Below are 14,883 nucleotides of genomic sequence, written 5' to 3' on the forward strand. Positions count from 1 at the left end.
ATGGATTATGTAATGGCGTTTATAGTCGGAGGGACGGTTTGCGCGCTGGCACAGTTGGCCATAGATGTGGGCAAGCTGCCACAACTGCATGTCATGAGCTTGCTTGTGGCCATTGGCGTCATTTTAGGAATCAGCGGGATTTATGATCGAATTGTTGCGCTTGCAGGGTCAGGTGTGACACTGCCGATTAGCGGTTTTGGCTATTTGCTCGCCAAAGGTATATTGGCACAAAAAGAGCTGGACGGATGGCTGACGATCGGTGCGGCGATGTTTCAATTTGCCGGAGCCATTCTTTCCTTTGCCGTTGTGCTTTCCTTTTTCACCGCGCTTATATGCAGACCGAAAGGATAATTGCTATGAAAAAAAGACGGATCATCTTAGTAACAGACAGGGACGAGCTTGCATACCGGACGATTCAGTACATCGCTGCTCTGTATTTCCCGCTCTCATGGCAACCGTGATCATATTAAATATGGTGCACTGATTACGCGAAAAACAGTGGTGCTTATCCTTGAAAGGAGTGGTTATTATGCCGACCCAAACGAATAACATTCCTATTTCCGAAAAACTAGCTGACAACGAAAAATTTTTTAAGGAAAAAATTGGTGTTGGGACAAGTTTTGATTTAGGAGTACGGAAGTTTCATGTATTAAACCGCGAAGTACATATTTACTATTGCACCGGTTTATGTGACACGCAATATATAATTGAGCTGCTCAAACAAATTGTCCTCATTAATGACAATGAACGGCAGACGGCGCAGGCAAAGCAAATTATTGAAAATCGCCTCGTTCATCAGCAGGTAATTCCGGTTACTAATTTAGATGAAGCGGTGGATAAGCTCCTATCGGGTTTAATTATCATTTTAATCGAAGGGGAATCAACAGGTTTTATCGTTGACGTGCGCAGCTATCCGGGGCGGCAGCCGGAAGAACCGGATACGGAAAAAGTGGTGCGCGGGGCGCGGGATGGCTATGTTGAAAACATTATTGTCAATGCCGGGCTAACGCGGCGGCGCATCCGTGATGAGCGGCTTCGTTTTGAAATCCTGCAGGTTGGCGAGCGTTCGAAAACCGATATTTGCATCGCCTATATTAAAGATGTGGCTGACCCGGGACTTGTGGAGCTGGTAAAAAAGGAGCTGCAGCAAATTAATATTGACGGACTGACAATGGGGGATAAAACGGTAGAAGAGTTTTTAGTGAAACAAGGATATAATCCGTATCCGCTCGTTCGGTATACGGAACGGCCGGACGTGGCTGCCACCCATTTGCTTGAGGGGCACGTTTTGATCATGGTCGATACATCACCAAGCGTCATTATTACTCCGACGACGTTTTTCCACCATGTGCAGCATGCTGAAGAATACCGGCAGTCTCCTGCGGTTGGAACTTTTGTGCGCTGGGTGCGTTTTTTAGGAATCTTGACATCGCTGTTTTTGCTTCCGCTTTGGGTATTGTTTGTCCTTGAACCATCTTTACTGCCGGATTCGTGGGCATTTATCGGGCCAAACAAACAAACGAATATCCCGACCATTATTCAAATTTTATTGGCAGATTTCGGGATTGAGTTTTTGCGCATGGCCGCGATTCATACGCCAACACCGCTTTCTACCGCGATGGGTTTAATCGCTGCCGTGTTAATCGGGGAAATTGCGATCGAAGTCGGGCTGTTCGTTCCGGAAGTAATTTTATATGTCTCTATCGCCGCCATCGGCTCGTTTGCGACACCAAGCTACGAATTGAGCATTGCGAATAAAATATCACGCCTAATTCTTGTCATTCTAGTGGCGCTGTTTAAAGTACCGGGACTTGTAATCGGCACAACGGTCTACTTGCTTTGGCTCACTCATATTCGTTCTTTAAACACGCCGTATTTATGGCCGTTTATTCCGTTTGACCCGGCGGCATTCATGCAAATTATCGTCCGTCGCTCCGTTGCAGGCGCCAAAGTAAGGCCGAGTATCGTTCATCCGCAAAACCTCCGCAAGCAGCCGTCCTAAAATTCAGGAAAATTGCAGCGGTCCCGTCAGCGAAGCAAAAAGTTTGGTGGGCTTCGGCATGATCGATGAATAAATAATTTTTATTGGATCATCCACACACCTGTTGCAACTTTTTTATAATTATGATAAGTTATACGTAATCTTTTCTAAAAAGGCAGTTATCCTCCATGTTAACTGCCTTTTTTGCTTTCGGTATGCATAAAAATTGCTTATATTGAATAATTTTATTTTCGGGGAATGAGGGATTTGTATGTTCTTTCATGGGACAAGCCGAGTCAATGACCAAGGGCATTTGGAAATCGGCGGTGTCGATACAGTTGAATTAGCGAAAGAATACGGGACGCCGCTGTATATTTATGATGTAGCATTAATCCGTGCGCGGGCGCGCGCGTTTAAAGAAGCATTTCGCAAACACGGTGTCAGAGCGCAAGTCGCTTACGCAAGTAAAGCATTTTCTTCGATCGCAATGGTTCAGTTAGCGGAAGAAGAAGGATTGTCGCTCGATGTCGTATCAGGCGGGGAATTGTATACAGCGATACAAGCGGGATTTCCGTCCGAACGCATCCATTTTCATGGAAACAATAAAAGCCGCGAAGAGTTAATGATGGCGCTCGACCATGGAGTTGGCTGCATCGTTGTCGATAACTTTTACGAACTGGAATTGCTAGAACAGCTCGGAAAACAATATGGAAAAACGATTGCCATTTTGATACGCGTTACCCCTGGAGTCGAAGCCCATACACACGATTATATTTTAACGGGTCAAGAAGATTCGAAATTTGGTTTTGATTTAAACAACGGCCAAGCGGAGCAGGCGCTTGAGAGAACATTATCTTCTTCCTCTTTTTCAGTATTAGGCATTCACTGCCACATTGGTTCGCAAATATTTGAAACAACCGGGTTTGTGTTGGCAGCGCAGAAAATTTTCCAAAAAATTGCTCATTGGAAAGAAGCATACGGATTTGTTCCTGCCGTTGTCAATCTTGGCGGCGGCTTTGGCATCCGTTATACCGAGGAAGATGACCCGATTCCGGTTTCCGCATATGTCGACCAAATCGTCAGCGAAGTCAAAAAACAAGTGAGCGAACAAAACATCGCGATGCCGGAAATTTGGATTGAACCGGGCCGTTCTCTTGTCGGTGATGCCGGGACAACGATTTATTCGATCGGTTCGCGTAAAGACGTGCCGAACGTCCGTCATTATGTGGCCGTTGATGGCGGCATGAGCGACAATATCCGCCCAGCGCTGTATGAAGCAAAGTATGAAGCGGTGCTGGCGAATCGGGTGCTCGATGAAAAAAATGAAATTGTCTCCATCGCTGGGAAGTGCTGCGAATCAGGAGATATGCTGATTTGGGATTTGCCGCTTCCAAAAGCCGAGCCAGGAGACTATTTAGCCGTTTTTTGCACAGGTGCGTATGGCTATTCGATGGCGAACAACTATAACCGCATTCCCCGCCCGGCCGTCGTGTTTGTCGAAAACGGCGAAGCGCAGCTCGTCGTGAAGCGGGAAACGTATGAAGATTTAGTACGGCTCGATGTGCCGCTAAAGACAAAGGTGAATAAGTAAACAGACGATGAAAAAGGCGCCCTGTTCCCTTGGGCGCCTTTTTCGCTATTGATTATTTTGCGGCTCGGAAGAAGAAAAGGCTGATTTAATAGCGTTCCAAATTTCCTTTAAAATGTCGATAATGTTTTGGATAAACGTTTTTCCCTCTTCCGATTGCAGAAAAGCGGATAGTTTATCTTTCGCTTTGCTTAATTGATCATTCACTTGATTCCAATCGATATTCGCGTTTTTCATTTTATTGAATAACGAAATTAAACTGTTTATTTCCTCTTCCGTTAACGTAATTCCAAGGTCTTTTGCTACTTTTTCAATAAGCGCTCGCAAATCGGCATTCGTTTGCGGCGGGTTGTTGGCCATTTCCTCCTTTATTTTTGCCAAGAGGGCGACCGCTTTATCCGGTCCGATCGATTCCCCAAGCTTGGCGGTTTTTACCATTTCTTCCGTTGCCACTTTTTTGACATCGTCAGGAATCACTTTATCGGAAGAAACTTCATACGCCTTCATCAACCCGGTCAATGCAGCTGTGCCGGATACCGGAGACGGAGCAGTGACATAAATTTTTGCGTCTTTTACCCCGGCTGTAATCAGCGCGTTTGTATACATCTCTTTCGTTACCCATGTAATGTTATGCGTTTCCACGTCCAGTCCAGAACCTTGGGCGCCAATCGTGATCATCGCTGAGGAAATCGCCCGTGTTCCGATTTGTGCTCTCGGGATTAGCCCATCGAGATATTTATGTTCTTCTGCGTTGGAAACGGTGATGATTTGCGCGTTATCCGGCGCGTTCATCTCTTCTAATACTTTTTGTTTTTGCGGCTCGGTCAAGTTCTCGCCCAATGTAATAATGACATCGCCTTCCGCGGCATCGGCTGCTGCCATGGCTGGAAGCGTAAATAGCAGCGATGTAAGCAGACACCCTATCAACAGTCGTTTCACAATGTCAGCCTCCTTCATAAAGGTAACTTGATCATGGTGCGTTGATTTGTTTTTCCTATTACTTCTTTTTTAGAATATCCGTAATACATTATATTACTTTTTTTATATTAACAACAATGATATGATAGTGATGCGTTATCAATAAAAAAGGAGCTGGTTATGTATGGCGAAAAAAGGATATATCTTAATGGAAAACGGGGCAAAAATCGAGTTTGAACTGTTTCCGAATGAAGCGCCGATTACAGTCGCTAATTTTGAAAAATTAGCGAATGAAGGTTTTTATAATGGGCTAACGTTCCATCGCGTCATTCCTGGGTTCGTCAGCCAAGGCGGATGTCCATATGGCAATGGTACAGGCGACGCGGGCTATACGATTCCGTGCGAAACGGACAACAATCCGCATAAACATGTGACCGGCGCGATATCGATGGCGCACCGCGGACGCGATACGGGCAGCTGCCAGTTTTTTATTGTTCATGAACCGCAGCCGCACCTAGATGGCGTCCATACCGTGTTTGGCCAAGTGACATCGGGAATAGATGCAGTAAAATCCATGAAAAACGGCGATGTCATGAAGGAAGTTAAAGTGTTTGACGAGGAGTAAACAGTCGGAAAAAGACTAGGTAGACACCGTGCTGTTAAATCGTTTTATCACATTGTTTTTGTGTAGCAAGAGGTGAAAAAATGCAGCGGCGCAATTGGCTTTTGTTTTTCCTTCTGCTCGGAATAAGCTTTCTTTGGGGAGTTATTTATTGGCTGTTTATCGCCAAATAGATAAAGAGAGCAGTTTTTTCGCCGATGCCAGTTATTCGTAAAAAAATGGACAACTCGCTATGATATGATATAATAAATAAAAAACTTCATATGGTTTGCATCCTTCGGGGCAGGGTGAAATTCCCGACCGGCGGTGATGAAGCGATGCGCTTCTCAGCCCGCGAGCCGTATAGGCACGATCCGGTGCGATTCCGGAGCCGACAGTATAGTCTGGATGGGAGAAGGATCACAGCATGTAAATGATTTCCTGTTCGTATTGCTTAGGTATTTTCCTTATACGGTTTCTGCCTTTATGGCAGAGGGTTGGAGCATTTCGAACGGCAGCTGTTTGAGCGGGAAAGCTTCGCTTTTCGCAGTTTATTTTCCATTTTTTTACAAAAGTATATACCACGAAAGCCCGCGACTTGAGTCATTGGGATGAAGTGGAACACGGCTTTCAACCGAGCCGGCAGGGCGTTAAACACCAGTGAGGTGTTTGCCCATGAAAGTTTGGCGGAACAAGAGTGAGCGCCTGCACGCAGGTGTAGTAGTACGTCAGAACCCACCGACTATAGTCGTGTGGAGATTCAGATACATTGCTAGTGATTCTGCATAACTTTGCCCCAGGATATTACGCCTGGGGTTTTCTTTATGGGAAAAAGGAGGCGAATATGATGCGAAGCGACGAACAGTATATGCGCCTGGCCCTTGAAATCGCCAAAGCAGGGATCGGACAGACGTCTCCTAATCCAGTTGTCGGCGCGGTGGTGGTGAAAGACGGGGAAATTGTCGGCTTTGGCGCCCATTTAAAAGCAGGGGAGCCGCACGCAGAAGTGCATGCGATCCGCATGGCCAGCGAGAAGGCAAGAGGTGCGACGGTCTATGTTACATTGGAGCCGTGCAGCCATTATGGAAAGACGCCGCCATGCGCCGATTTGCTGATCGAAAAGGGCATCCGCCGCGTCGTCATCGCCACGACAGATCCGAATCCGCTTGTGGCTGGAAAGGGAATCGAAAAGCTGCAAAAGGCGGGAATTGAGGTACAGTTTGGCGTGCTGAAAGAAGAAGCGGATGAATTAAACCGTGTATTTTTCCACTATATTGCAACGAAAACGCCGTTTGTGACGCTCAAATATGCAAGCAGCTTAGATGGGAAAATTGCGACTTCGACTGGGGAAAGCAAATGGATTACATCCAAAGCGGCCCGCGAAGATGTGCATCGCTGCCGGGCGGTGCACGATGCAATTCTTGTGGGAGTCAATACGGTGATCGCCGACAATCCGAGCTTGACAGTAAGGCTTCCGGAGGGCGGAAAAAACCCGATCCGCATCGTCTTGGATACGCATTTGCGCACTCCGCTCGATGCTAACGTGATCCGTGACGGCGCGGCGGAAACATGGATCGTTGTCGGCAGTGAGGTCAGTGAGGAGAAAAAGAAACAGTTTGAAAAAGAACATGTGAAAGTAATCTCCATGTGCAAGCCTTACATCGATATCAAAGAATTATTGCACGTGCTTGGCGAAAAACGAGTTACTTCGCTTTTTGTCGAAGGCGGGTCGCATGTGCATGATAGCTTTATCCGCGCGGGGGCAGTAAATGAAATTGTTGCCTACTTTGCGCCGAAAATCATCGGCGGAAAACAAGCGCCGACGCCAATCGGCGGGGTCGGGTTTGCCAATATGGCGGATGTGATGGAGCTTCAAATTCGCCAAGTAGAAACGATCGGACCGGATATAAAAATCGTTGCCATACCAAAAATATAATAAGGATGGATAGAGGATGTTTACAGGAATTATTGAGGAAGTCGGAACAGTTGAACATATAAGACAGTCGGGTGAAGCGATTGTCATGACGATCGGCGCCAAAAAAATTTTAGTTGATGTCCATCTCGGGGATAGCATCGCGGTCAACGGTGTTTGCTTGACTGTCACCTCCTTTACCGACCGCACGTTTACGGTCGATGTGATGCCGGAAACGGTCAAAGCAACGTCGCTCCGTACGTTAAGCAAAGGGTCAAAGGTCAATCTGGAGCGGGCGATGGCGGCAAACGGACGTTTCGGCGGCCATTTCGTCTCCGGGCATGTGGACGGCATCGGGCGGATTGTCCGCAAATGGCCGTCGGCCAATGCCGTATATTACGAAATTGAAATTCCAAAAGAACTGCGTCAATATATGATTTTAAAAGGATCGGTCGCGGTCGACGGCACAAGCTTAACGATTTTTGGACTGACGGATCAAACGTTTACGATTTCCCTCATCCCCCATACGCGCGCAGAAACGATTTTAGGGGAAAAACAGCCAGGAGATATTGTCAACATTGAGTGCGATATGATCGGGAAATATGTTGTCCAGCTTATGGAAGGAAAAAAAGAAGAAGCGAAATCGGCCATTACGCTCGACTTTTTGGAACGGCATGGCTTCAAATAATCAAAAAGGGAGGCATCAGGGGATGTTTGATACCATCGAAGCAGCGCTCGAAGAATTGAAACAAGGGAAAGTGATTATTGTTTGTGATGACGAAGATCGCGAAAATGAAGGCGATTTCGTGGCGCTGGCCGAAAAAGCGACGCCGGAAGTGATCAATTTTATGATTAAATACGGGCGCGGGCTTGTTTGCGTGCCGATTACGGAAGAATTAGCGGACAAGCTGGACCTTGTGCCGATGGTGAACCATAATACCGATTCTCATGGCACGGCGTTTACCGTCAGCATCGATTATAAATCGACGACGACGGGAATCAGCGCCTATGAACGTTCAATGACGATTCAGGCGCTATTGGATCCTGACGTCAAAGCAAGCGATTTTAAACGGCCAGGACATGTGTTTCCGCTCGTCGCGAAAAGGGGCGGCGTATTGCGCCGTGCCGGCCATACCGAAGCGGCGGTGGATTTAGCGCGGTTATGCGGGGCAAAACCGGCCGGCGTGATTTGCGAAATTATTAAAGAAGACGGCACGATGGCGCGCGTTCCTGACTTGCGCCACATTGCCGATGAGTTCGGATTGAAAATGATCACGATTAAAGATTTAATTCAATACCGCAGCCAGAGAGAAAAGCTTGTAAAGCGCGAAGTGGAAGTGATGCTGCCGACAGAATTCGGCCAGTTTAAAGCGGTCGGCTATACAAATGTAATCGATGGGAAAGAGCATGTGGCGCTCGTCAAAGGCGAAATTGTTCCGGACGAACCGACGCTTGTCCGCGTGCATTCGGAATGCTTAACAGGGGATGTGTTTGGTTCGTACCGCTGCGATTGCGGACCGCAGCTTCATGCGGCACTCCGCCAAATTGAAGAAGAAGGGCGCGGCGTTCTCTTATATATGCGCCAAGAAGGGCGCGGCATTGGATTAATGAACAAATTGCGCGCGTATAAGCTGCAAGAGCAAGGCTATGATACGGTAGAAGCCAATGAAAAGCTCGGGTTTCCTGCCGATTTGCGCGATTATGGTATCGGCGCGCAAATTTTAAAAGACCTTGGTGTAGCGAAAATGCGTTTATTGACGAACAATCCGCGCAAAATCGCCGGCTTAAAAGGACACGGCCTTGAGGTAATCGAGCGCGTTCCGCTGCAAATGCCAGCAAAAAAAGAGAACGAAAAATATTTGCGCACCAAGTATGAAAAGTTAGGGCATATGCTCCATTTTTAAGCAATAATTCGCGCCTTTTCCTGTTTTGTATTATGATGAACCCGATGTGTAAAAAAAGATAGGAGGACTAGCAAATGAGAGTAATGGAAGGCAATTTAGTTGGCACAGGATTGAAAATCGCGATCGTCGTTTCCCGTTTTAATGAATTTATTACAAGCAAATTGTTATCGGGAGCGCTGGATGGCCTAAAGCGGCACGGCGTCAACGAAGACGAGGTGACGGTCGCATGGGTGCCGGGGGCGTTTGAAATTCCGCTGTTGGCGAAAAAATTAGCGGAATCGAAGCAATATGATGCGGTGATTGCGCTTGGCGCGGTCATCCGCGGCGCGACAAGCCATTACGATTACGTATGCAATGAAGTGGCAAAAGGAGTTTCGCACGCGGCGCTGTCGACCGGAACACCGGTTATATTCGGCGTGTTGACGACCGATACGATTGAACAGGCGATTGAACGGGCCGGCACCAAGGCGGGAAATAAAGGCTGGGAAGCGGCGGTAAGCGCGATTGAAATGGCGAACCTGCTGCGGACATTTGTATAAGTTGTGTAAAAAAGCACGAAATAGTTCACAATATCATTAAGAACGTTTATAATACGTAATGAGAAAATGACAAAAACTTTTCTGTTTGGGAAAAGTCTTTGTCGATAATGAGGGATTTTTATGCTGATTCGTTATCGGAAAAACTATGAAAAGATTGCCATGGGGCTTCTGTCGTTCATGCCGACAGAAAAAGATTTAAAAAAGCTGCAGCAAACGATCAAACAGTATGAAACAAATGACGACTGGCAACTGTTTTTATGGAAAGAAGACGATGACATTGTCGGCATTATCGGAGTGCTGCTGCGCGATCAAGATGTTGTCGAAATCCAGCATATTAGTGTCAATCCTTCGCACCGCCATCAGGGGATTGGAAAGCAAATGGTCAAAGCTGTAAAAGATATGTATCCAAACCATCGATTGCAGGGAAATGAATTTACCGCGCCCTTTTTCGATAAATGCGAGTGTTAATGAAAGAGCTGCCGCTTAACGGTCCGGCAGCTCTTTGTTCTTTCTTTTTCTTTCCCGAGCCGCGATCACTTCCGTGCGATCGCGCAATTTATGTTTATGCATTAAGTAAACATTGTTTAAGTCGCTTGCTTGTCCCCAAGTAAGTCCTTGTTTTTCGCATATCGTTTGACATATTTTCCGTAATGTTTCATCACGAATTGGCAGTTCGATGCTTTTATATGCTTTATTTTGCATGATCCGTTCCATATAGCGCTTGAGCTGTTCGGCAAGCCGCTGTTCATCCAGACCTAGTCCATGGATGGCTCGCTGTTCTTTTTCTAAAAGCGCTCGCGCTTTTTGCATCATGCGCAGCGCCCCCTGATTGTTGCCACGGCGATGATGGTACAGTGCGACGGCGATTTGAATAAGCACCACCCATACTTTTTTATACCCATTCTCTTTCCAATGTTCTTCCAATATTTCGTGACACTCGAAATAATCGCGGTCGGTATGAAAATGAACTAGATAACGAATATAGGCTTCAGGGATACATGGCTTCACGACCTCTCCTATTTGTTGTATCCGTATGGTATCCATTGTATCATATTAGTCGTAAAAAATTGCTTGGACAATGCCAGATTATCGTCTATACTTATCGATAGTGTCATAAAATGGTGGGATGAACGTGCAATATAACGTGAAAATTGATGCGTTTGAAGGTCCGCTTGACCTTTTACTGCATTTAATTAATCGCTATGAAATTGATATTTATGATATTCCAGTTGCGCAAATTACCGAGCAGTACATGGCGTACATTCATACGATGCAAGAATTGCAACTCGATATTGCCAGCGAATATTTAGTCATGGCGGCGACGCTGTTGGCGATCAAAAGCAAAATGCTGCTGCCGAAACATGAGGAAGAAATATTGGACGAAGGAATGGAGCTATCGGAAAGCGACCCGCGTGAAGAACTGATGCAGCGGCTGTTAGAGTATAAAAAATATAAAGAAGCCGCGCAGGCGTTAAAAAAGAAGGAAGAAGAACGGGCGCTTTTATTTACGAAGCCGCCGAGCGATTTAAGCATGTACGCGGACGAAAAGGAGCTGATGCAGCGGCCGCTTCAAGTCAATGTGTATGACATGCTCGGTGCGCTCTCCAAGCTGTTGCGCCGCAAAAAACTGCAAAAGCCGCTGCGGACAAAAATCGCCCGGCAAGACATTTCCATTGAAAAGCGCATGGAAGAAATTTTGCAAGAATTAAAGCACACGAAAACGCGCAAAAATTTTTATGATTTATTTCCGTATTATGACCGTGGATATATTGTCGTCACGTTTTTAGCGATTTTAGAGCTGATGAAAAAAAACGCAATCATTATTGAACAAGAACGGAATTTTGCCGACATTTTCATCTCTAGCAATGAAAGGATGGAATAACATGGAGATGAGCGAATATAAGGCGATTGTCGAAGGGTTGCTGTTTGCGGCCGGCGATGAGGGGCTGTCCCTTCAGCAAATCGCTTCCGTATTAGAAATCAAAGAGGAGCAGGCGAAAGAGATTGTTTCTGCTTTAAAAGAAGAGTATGAGCGCGGGCAGCGCGGCATTCAGCTCGTGGAGTTGGCGGGGGTGTTTCAGCTGGCGACGAAAAAAGAACATGCCCCTTATCTAAAAAAGCTTGTCGAATCGCCTAGTTCTACTTCATTGTCGCAAGCGGCACTCGAGACACTGGCGATCATTGCTTACCGCCAGCCGATCACCAGGGCGGAAATCGAAGAAATCCGTGGAGTGAAAAGCGACAAGCCGATCCAAACGTTAATGGCGAGAGCGCTGATCAAAGAAGTCGGGCGTGCGGAAGGAACAGGACGCCCGATTTTATACGGCACGACAAAAGAATTTTTGGACTACTTTGGGCTCAAAACACTAGAGGAACTGCCCCCGCTTCCAGAATTACAAGAGGGCGGCGAAATGGAGAAGGAAGCGGATTTATTTTTTGAAAAATTTGAAGAAAATTTTAACGAGTCAACGTGAGTATGATAAGATAGGAGTAAAGGGGTATATCGTTTCGGAAGTGAATAAGGGGGCCGTTTTATGCAAATTTGCCGCTTGCAAGGGTATGAGCTGGAAAAATCGCAATCGAATACGTCTGAGGATTATTTCAATCGTTCGGAAGTAACGTTTCGTGAAGACGGAGTGGAAAAGACGCTTCATGTCTTATATTTGCGCTATTTTGAGCAATCCATTTCCGCGTATACGCCATATGAGGGCGATCCGATTTTTACTGTCCCGGGGCGTGACGTTTATTTTCGCGACATTGTTGCCTTTGTCTGCTTATTGCAAAACCCGAGCTTCCGCCATCGCAAACGCGTATATATCAATGAGGAAGAAGAATTCCGCCGCTATTTTTCGCATATGGACTTTACGAAACTGCCGGAACTATTTATGGAGCTGGAGACAAAAGGGCAATATTCGTTATCGTCGCCGCTTCGTTTCGTCCGTCAGCCATCTTAAACTAAGTAACGGGGGTTTTTCTGTATGGCAAACGCAATCGTTTTTCAGCAAACGAAACAAGTCGAAGCTTTTTTGCAAAAAACGGTGCAGACGCTGTCCGATTATTTAAATGAGACGACGCTGTCCAAACTATTGGAAGAACAGGAGGGTGGAGATAAAGCATATTATCAATTGCTGCTTTCCAATTTGCGCCGCCTTGTTGTCTATTGCGAAGAAGGGCTCGAGGCGTGCCGCATCGTATTGAGCGAAGAGCCGTTTCGCAAAACGGCCGCGGAAAAGACGCTGTACCGCGTTTACCATTTATGCATCACCGAATATTTTGCGCCGAAAAGCGATGCTTGGTACGAAGACAGCCGTTCTGCTTATACCGGCCGCAACTCGCTGAAATTTCGCCAAACTCCGCCGCCTTCGTTCAAGAAGCTGCTGCTGTCGCTGGAAAGCGAATTTCAGACGATTCGCGAAGAGCTGGAATTTTATGAAACAGACTATCGCACAAAGTCGATTCAATCCAAATAGGCAAGCTGTCCCACATCTGGGGCAGCTTTTTTGATGCCCATTATTCAGTCCGAGGTTTTGTCGGATCGCAGGCAGGCGGCTTTACTTCATTCGTCGTTTCAGATAATTTTTGTAAATAATAACATTCTTCTCTTGCCATATGGTCCGCCATCAGTGGAGTGAGGACGCCAAGCACTTCTTTGTTCAGCTCCAACTCTTCCAATTCGCGCAAAAAACATTGGAAAATAACCATTTCCAATTGAATGTCGCGGTGAAAGCGATGTAAAGCAGGGAAATCGTATACGTTTGTCCGTAAATATCCTGCCATTTCAACCGCTTTTAAATAAAAATCTTCCCATTCTTTTGTAAAAGTGAGGCTTTGCTGTTTCAAGTCCTTTTCTACATGATCAAGGCTGTCGTGGATTGCACCGGCGTGACCGGCTGCGTCTAGGAGCCATAACAAATCATGATGAAGCGGATGGACGCTAGGAGGTCGTCTTCCTTGAACGTAATAGCCCGCAAGCCGCAGCCATTCTTCTAATTCATTTACCATATGGTTGACGAAAGTAGGAGGAAGGGAAAAGCTGATTTTTTCTGTCAAAAGTCGTTTCAACAAATGAAGTTTAAATGCCCGCAGCCGTTCTCCTGCCTCTTTTCCGCGCTGAACAAGCGCAGCCCAAGATTCTACTGACGGCCGGCGCGCTTCTTCTAACAGTTCATCAAATACATGAATGAATCGTTTTGCTTGATCAATTTCCACCTTTTCTTTTTCTGCTAAAGATTCAAGAATAAATCGACAATGGTCGCCAAGAATTTGTATCCAAAAGCGCATTTCCCATAATGCTTCTTGTTCCAATGGTTTTTTCACTTGTTCTTCACCTCGATTTTATATGTATGAACGTGAAGGAAATGGGTGAATACGGACAAGAACGACTTTTAGGCAGCTGACATACGATATGGTGATAAAAAAAAGGAGGTTCTTCGAGGTGAATGAACGAGAACGATTTCAACAATATGTGGCGGAAGTAAAAGAATGGGGAAAACAAGTGGAACAAATTTTGCTTCAGCGGGGCAAGGACGGCGGCGATTGCCGCGTTGATTCATTGCTTTCCTACATCGAAAATCATGGCGACGCATGGACGGAGGACGCCATTTATGAACTTCAGCGCATGGTGGACGAAGTATATGAAAAAGCGCTGGTGTTTCAGCAAAATGGACAGTCGGCCATCAGACAGGAGGAAAGCGGAATAGAAGAAAGACAACAAACGGCCATCGGACAAGAAGAAAGCGAGGCAGAAGAAAGACAACAAACATATGTGGCAGCCGGCAAGCACGTCCTCCCGCCGCTTCCATACAGCTACGATGCGCTTGAGCCGCATATTTCCAGAGAAATTATGCGGCTGCATCATACAAAGCATCATCAAAGCTATGTGGACGGCTTAAATAAAGCGGAAAAAATGATGAAAAAAGCGCGCGAAACGAATGACTATGAACTGTTGAAACACTGGGAGCGGGAAGCGGCGTTCCACGGTTCCGGACATTATTTGCATACGATTTTTTGGAATAATATGCACCCAGAAGGCGGCGGCCAACCGCGCGGTGCGCTACTAGAACAAATAAAACGAGATTTTGGAAGTTTTGAAAGATTTAAGCGTCATTTTACCGAGGCAGCAAAAAGCGTCGAAGGAGTCGGCTGGGCGCTGCTCATTTGGTCGCCGCGGTCCCGCCGTTTAGAAATTTTACAGACGGAAAAGCATCAGTTAATGACCCAGTGGGATACGATCCCGCTGTTGGTGCTCGACGTTTGGGAACATGCTTATTATTTACAATATAAAAACGACCGTGCTGCATATATTAACAGCTGGTGGAACGTCGTCAACTGGCGCGATGTGGAAGAACGGTTCGAGCAGGCGCGCAAGCTGCAGTGGAAGCCATTTTAATAAAGGCGGGGGTTCTCTCCTTCGCCTTTTATCCTGTCCATGAACTAGGCG

17 protein-coding genes and 1 riboswitch are annotated in these 14,883 nt (G+C 46.4%); of the genes, 14 read left to right on the plus strand and 3 right to left on the minus strand.

Translation table 11 applies throughout. From position 1 onward, the window contains the following. From AC1WMD_RS13310 to lysA, 3 genes are all read left to right on the plus strand, one after another. Nucleotides 1-351, plus strand: a complete 351-nt coding sequence (locus tag AC1WMD_RS13310) for a SpoVA/SpoVAEb family sporulation membrane protein (protein WP_494257579.1) — start codon at nucleotides 1-3, stop codon at nucleotides 349-351. A 178-nt stretch (nucleotides 352-529) separates the two neighbouring features. Then, complete coding sequence (locus AC1WMD_RS13315) at nucleotides 530-2,002, plus strand: spore germination protein (RefSeq protein WP_494257580.1); 1,473 nt, start codon at nucleotides 530-532, stop codon at nucleotides 2,000-2,002. Between the two features lie 250 nt (nucleotides 2,003-2,252). Continuing rightward, nucleotides 2,253-3,572, plus strand: a complete 1,320-nt coding sequence (lysA, locus tag AC1WMD_RS13320) for a diaminopimelate decarboxylase (protein WP_043905351.1) — start codon at nucleotides 2,253-2,255, stop codon at nucleotides 3,570-3,572. Nucleotides 3,573-3,617: 45 nt separating this feature from the next. Here lysA and AC1WMD_RS13325 read toward each other — a convergent pair whose 3' ends face one another. After that, nucleotides 3,618-4,508, minus strand: coding sequence for a DUF1002 domain-containing protein (locus AC1WMD_RS13325; protein WP_494257581.1), 891 nt, complete (start codon nucleotides 4,506-4,508; stop codon nucleotides 3,618-3,620). Between the two features lie 163 nt (nucleotides 4,509-4,671). Between AC1WMD_RS13325 and AC1WMD_RS13330 the strand changes: the two genes are divergently transcribed. The 6 genes from AC1WMD_RS13330 to AC1WMD_RS13355 all read left to right on the plus strand — a co-directional run bounded on the left by AC1WMD_RS13330 (nucleotide 4,672) and on the right by AC1WMD_RS13355 (nucleotide 9,911). After that, nucleotides 4,672-5,112, plus strand: a complete 441-nt coding sequence (locus tag AC1WMD_RS13330) for a peptidylprolyl isomerase (protein WP_043905349.1) — start codon at nucleotides 4,672-4,674, stop codon at nucleotides 5,110-5,112. Between the two features lie 266 nt (nucleotides 5,113-5,378). After that, nucleotides 5,379-5,512: riboswitch (FMN riboswitch) on the plus strand. A 423-nt stretch (nucleotides 5,513-5,935) separates the two neighbouring features. Further along, nucleotides 5,936-7,024 carry a bifunctional diaminohydroxyphosphoribosylaminopyrimidine deaminase/5-amino-6-(5-phosphoribosylamino)uracil reductase RibD gene (gene ribD, locus AC1WMD_RS13335; RefSeq protein ID WP_043905348.1) on the plus strand — a complete coding sequence of 363 codons (1,089 nt, stop codon included), beginning with the start codon at nucleotides 5,936-5,938 and terminating at the stop codon, nucleotides 7,022-7,024. A gap of 16 nt (nucleotides 7,025-7,040) precedes the next feature. Further along, nucleotides 7,041-7,688, plus strand: a complete 648-nt coding sequence (ribE, locus tag AC1WMD_RS13340) for a riboflavin synthase (protein WP_043905347.1) — start codon at nucleotides 7,041-7,043, stop codon at nucleotides 7,686-7,688. Between the two features lie 22 nt (nucleotides 7,689-7,710). After that, on the plus strand, nucleotides 7,711-8,904 hold the full coding sequence (locus AC1WMD_RS13345) for a bifunctional 3,4-dihydroxy-2-butanone-4-phosphate synthase/GTP cyclohydrolase II (RefSeq protein WP_043905346.1): 1,194 nt from the start codon (nucleotides 7,711-7,713) through the stop codon (nucleotides 8,902-8,904). Between the two features lie 74 nt (nucleotides 8,905-8,978). Next, complete coding sequence (ribH, locus tag AC1WMD_RS13350; protein WP_043905345.1) at nucleotides 8,979-9,443, plus strand: 6,7-dimethyl-8-ribityllumazine synthase; 465 nt, start codon at nucleotides 8,979-8,981, stop codon at nucleotides 9,441-9,443. Nucleotides 9,444-9,563: 120 nt separating this feature from the next. Beyond that, nucleotides 9,564-9,911, plus strand: coding sequence for a GNAT family N-acetyltransferase (locus tag AC1WMD_RS13355; protein ID WP_043905344.1), 348 nt, complete (start codon nucleotides 9,564-9,566; stop codon nucleotides 9,909-9,911). A 15-nt stretch (nucleotides 9,912-9,926) separates the two neighbouring features. On the opposite strand, the gene AC1WMD_RS13360 is transcribed toward AC1WMD_RS13355, so the two are convergent. Continuing rightward, nucleotides 9,927-10,487 carry a DUF309 domain-containing protein gene (locus AC1WMD_RS13360; RefSeq protein WP_494257583.1) on the minus strand — a complete coding sequence of 187 codons (561 nt, stop codon included), beginning with the start codon at nucleotides 10,485-10,487 and terminating at the stop codon, nucleotides 9,927-9,929. A gap of 82 nt (nucleotides 10,488-10,569) precedes the next feature. Here AC1WMD_RS13360 and AC1WMD_RS13365 point away from each other — a divergent pair, with 82 nt between their 5' ends. From AC1WMD_RS13365 to AC1WMD_RS13380, 4 genes are read left to right on the plus strand one after another with little or no spacing between them, the layout of a single operon-like run. Beyond that, nucleotides 10,570-11,325: a segregation/condensation protein A gene (locus AC1WMD_RS13365; RefSeq protein ID WP_043905342.1), complete on the plus strand. Its 756-nt coding sequence runs from the start codon at nucleotides 10,570-10,572 to the stop codon at nucleotides 11,323-11,325. Nucleotide 11,326: 1 nt separating this feature from the next. After that, nucleotides 11,327-11,917 (plus strand): SMC-Scp complex subunit ScpB, encoded by a 591-nt coding sequence (scpB, locus tag AC1WMD_RS13370; RefSeq protein ID WP_043905341.1) that lies wholly within the window; start codon nucleotides 11,327-11,329, stop codon nucleotides 11,915-11,917. A gap of 60 nt (nucleotides 11,918-11,977) precedes the next feature. Further along, on the plus strand, nucleotides 11,978-12,397 hold the full coding sequence (locus tag AC1WMD_RS13375) for a hypothetical protein (RefSeq protein ID WP_043905340.1): 420 nt from the start codon (nucleotides 11,978-11,980) through the stop codon (nucleotides 12,395-12,397). A gap of 24 nt (nucleotides 12,398-12,421) precedes the next feature. Further along, on the plus strand, nucleotides 12,422-12,913 hold the full coding sequence (locus AC1WMD_RS13380) for a YpuI family protein (RefSeq protein WP_494257585.1): 492 nt from the start codon (nucleotides 12,422-12,424) through the stop codon (nucleotides 12,911-12,913). A 40-nt stretch (nucleotides 12,914-12,953) separates the two neighbouring features. On the opposite strand, the gene AC1WMD_RS13385 is transcribed toward AC1WMD_RS13380, so the two are convergent. Then, nucleotides 12,954-13,760 (minus strand): DUF2935 domain-containing protein, encoded by an 807-nt coding sequence (locus tag AC1WMD_RS13385; protein WP_494257586.1) that lies wholly within the window; start codon nucleotides 13,758-13,760, stop codon nucleotides 12,954-12,956. A gap of 118 nt (nucleotides 13,761-13,878) precedes the next feature. On the opposite strand from AC1WMD_RS13385, the gene AC1WMD_RS13390 reads away from it, so the two are divergent. Further along, nucleotides 13,879-14,832 (plus strand): superoxide dismutase, encoded by a 954-nt coding sequence (locus tag AC1WMD_RS13390; protein ID WP_494257587.1) that lies wholly within the window; start codon nucleotides 13,879-13,881, stop codon nucleotides 14,830-14,832. The last annotated feature ends 51 nt before the right edge of the window (nucleotides 14,833-14,883 follow it).

The sequence above is a fragment of the Parageobacillus sp. NEAU-HV-2 genome (genome assembly GCF_059115485.1).

Excerpts from the sequence above, each read along its gene's own strand:
- ribE (WP_043905347.1), top strand. The coding sequence starts at position 7,041 with ATGTTTACAGGAATTATTGAGGAAGTCGGAACAGTTGAACATATAAGA.
- AC1WMD_RS13345 (WP_043905346.1), top strand. The coding sequence starts at position 7,711 with ATGTTTGATACCATCGAAGCAGCGCTCGAAGAATTGAAACAAGGGAAA.
- scpB (WP_043905341.1), top strand. The coding sequence starts at position 11,327 with ATGGAGATGAGCGAATATAAGGCGATTGTCGAAGGGTTGCTGTTTGCG.
- AC1WMD_RS13380 (WP_494257585.1), top strand. The coding sequence starts at position 12,422 with ATGGCAAACGCAATCGTTTTTCAGCAAACGAAACAAGTCGAAGCTTTT.
- AC1WMD_RS13330 (WP_043905349.1), top strand. The coding sequence starts at position 4,672 with ATGGCGAAAAAAGGATATATCTTAATGGAAAACGGGGCAAAAATCGAG.
- AC1WMD_RS13360 (WP_494257583.1), bottom strand. The coding sequence starts at position 10,487 with ATGGATACCATACGGATACAACAAATAGGAGAGGTCGTGAAGCCATGT.
- AC1WMD_RS13365 (WP_043905342.1), top strand. The coding sequence starts at position 10,570 with ATGAACGTGCAATATAACGTGAAAATTGATGCGTTTGAAGGTCCGCTT.
- AC1WMD_RS13355 (WP_043905344.1), top strand. The coding sequence starts at position 9,564 with ATGCTGATTCGTTATCGGAAAAACTATGAAAAGATTGCCATGGGGCTT.
- AC1WMD_RS13315 (WP_494257580.1), top strand. The coding sequence starts at position 530 with ATGCCGACCCAAACGAATAACATTCCTATTTCCGAAAAACTAGCTGAC.
- AC1WMD_RS13375 (WP_043905340.1), top strand. The coding sequence starts at position 11,978 with ATGCAAATTTGCCGCTTGCAAGGGTATGAGCTGGAAAAATCGCAATCG.
- AC1WMD_RS13310 (WP_494257579.1), top strand. The coding sequence starts at position 1 with ATGGATTATGTAATGGCGTTTATAGTCGGAGGGACGGTTTGCGCGCTG.
- ribH (WP_043905345.1), top strand. The coding sequence starts at position 8,979 with ATGAGAGTAATGGAAGGCAATTTAGTTGGCACAGGATTGAAAATCGCG.
- ribD (WP_043905348.1), top strand. The coding sequence starts at position 5,936 with ATGCGAAGCGACGAACAGTATATGCGCCTGGCCCTTGAAATCGCCAAA.
- lysA (WP_043905351.1), top strand. The coding sequence starts at position 2,253 with ATGTTCTTTCATGGGACAAGCCGAGTCAATGACCAAGGGCATTTGGAA.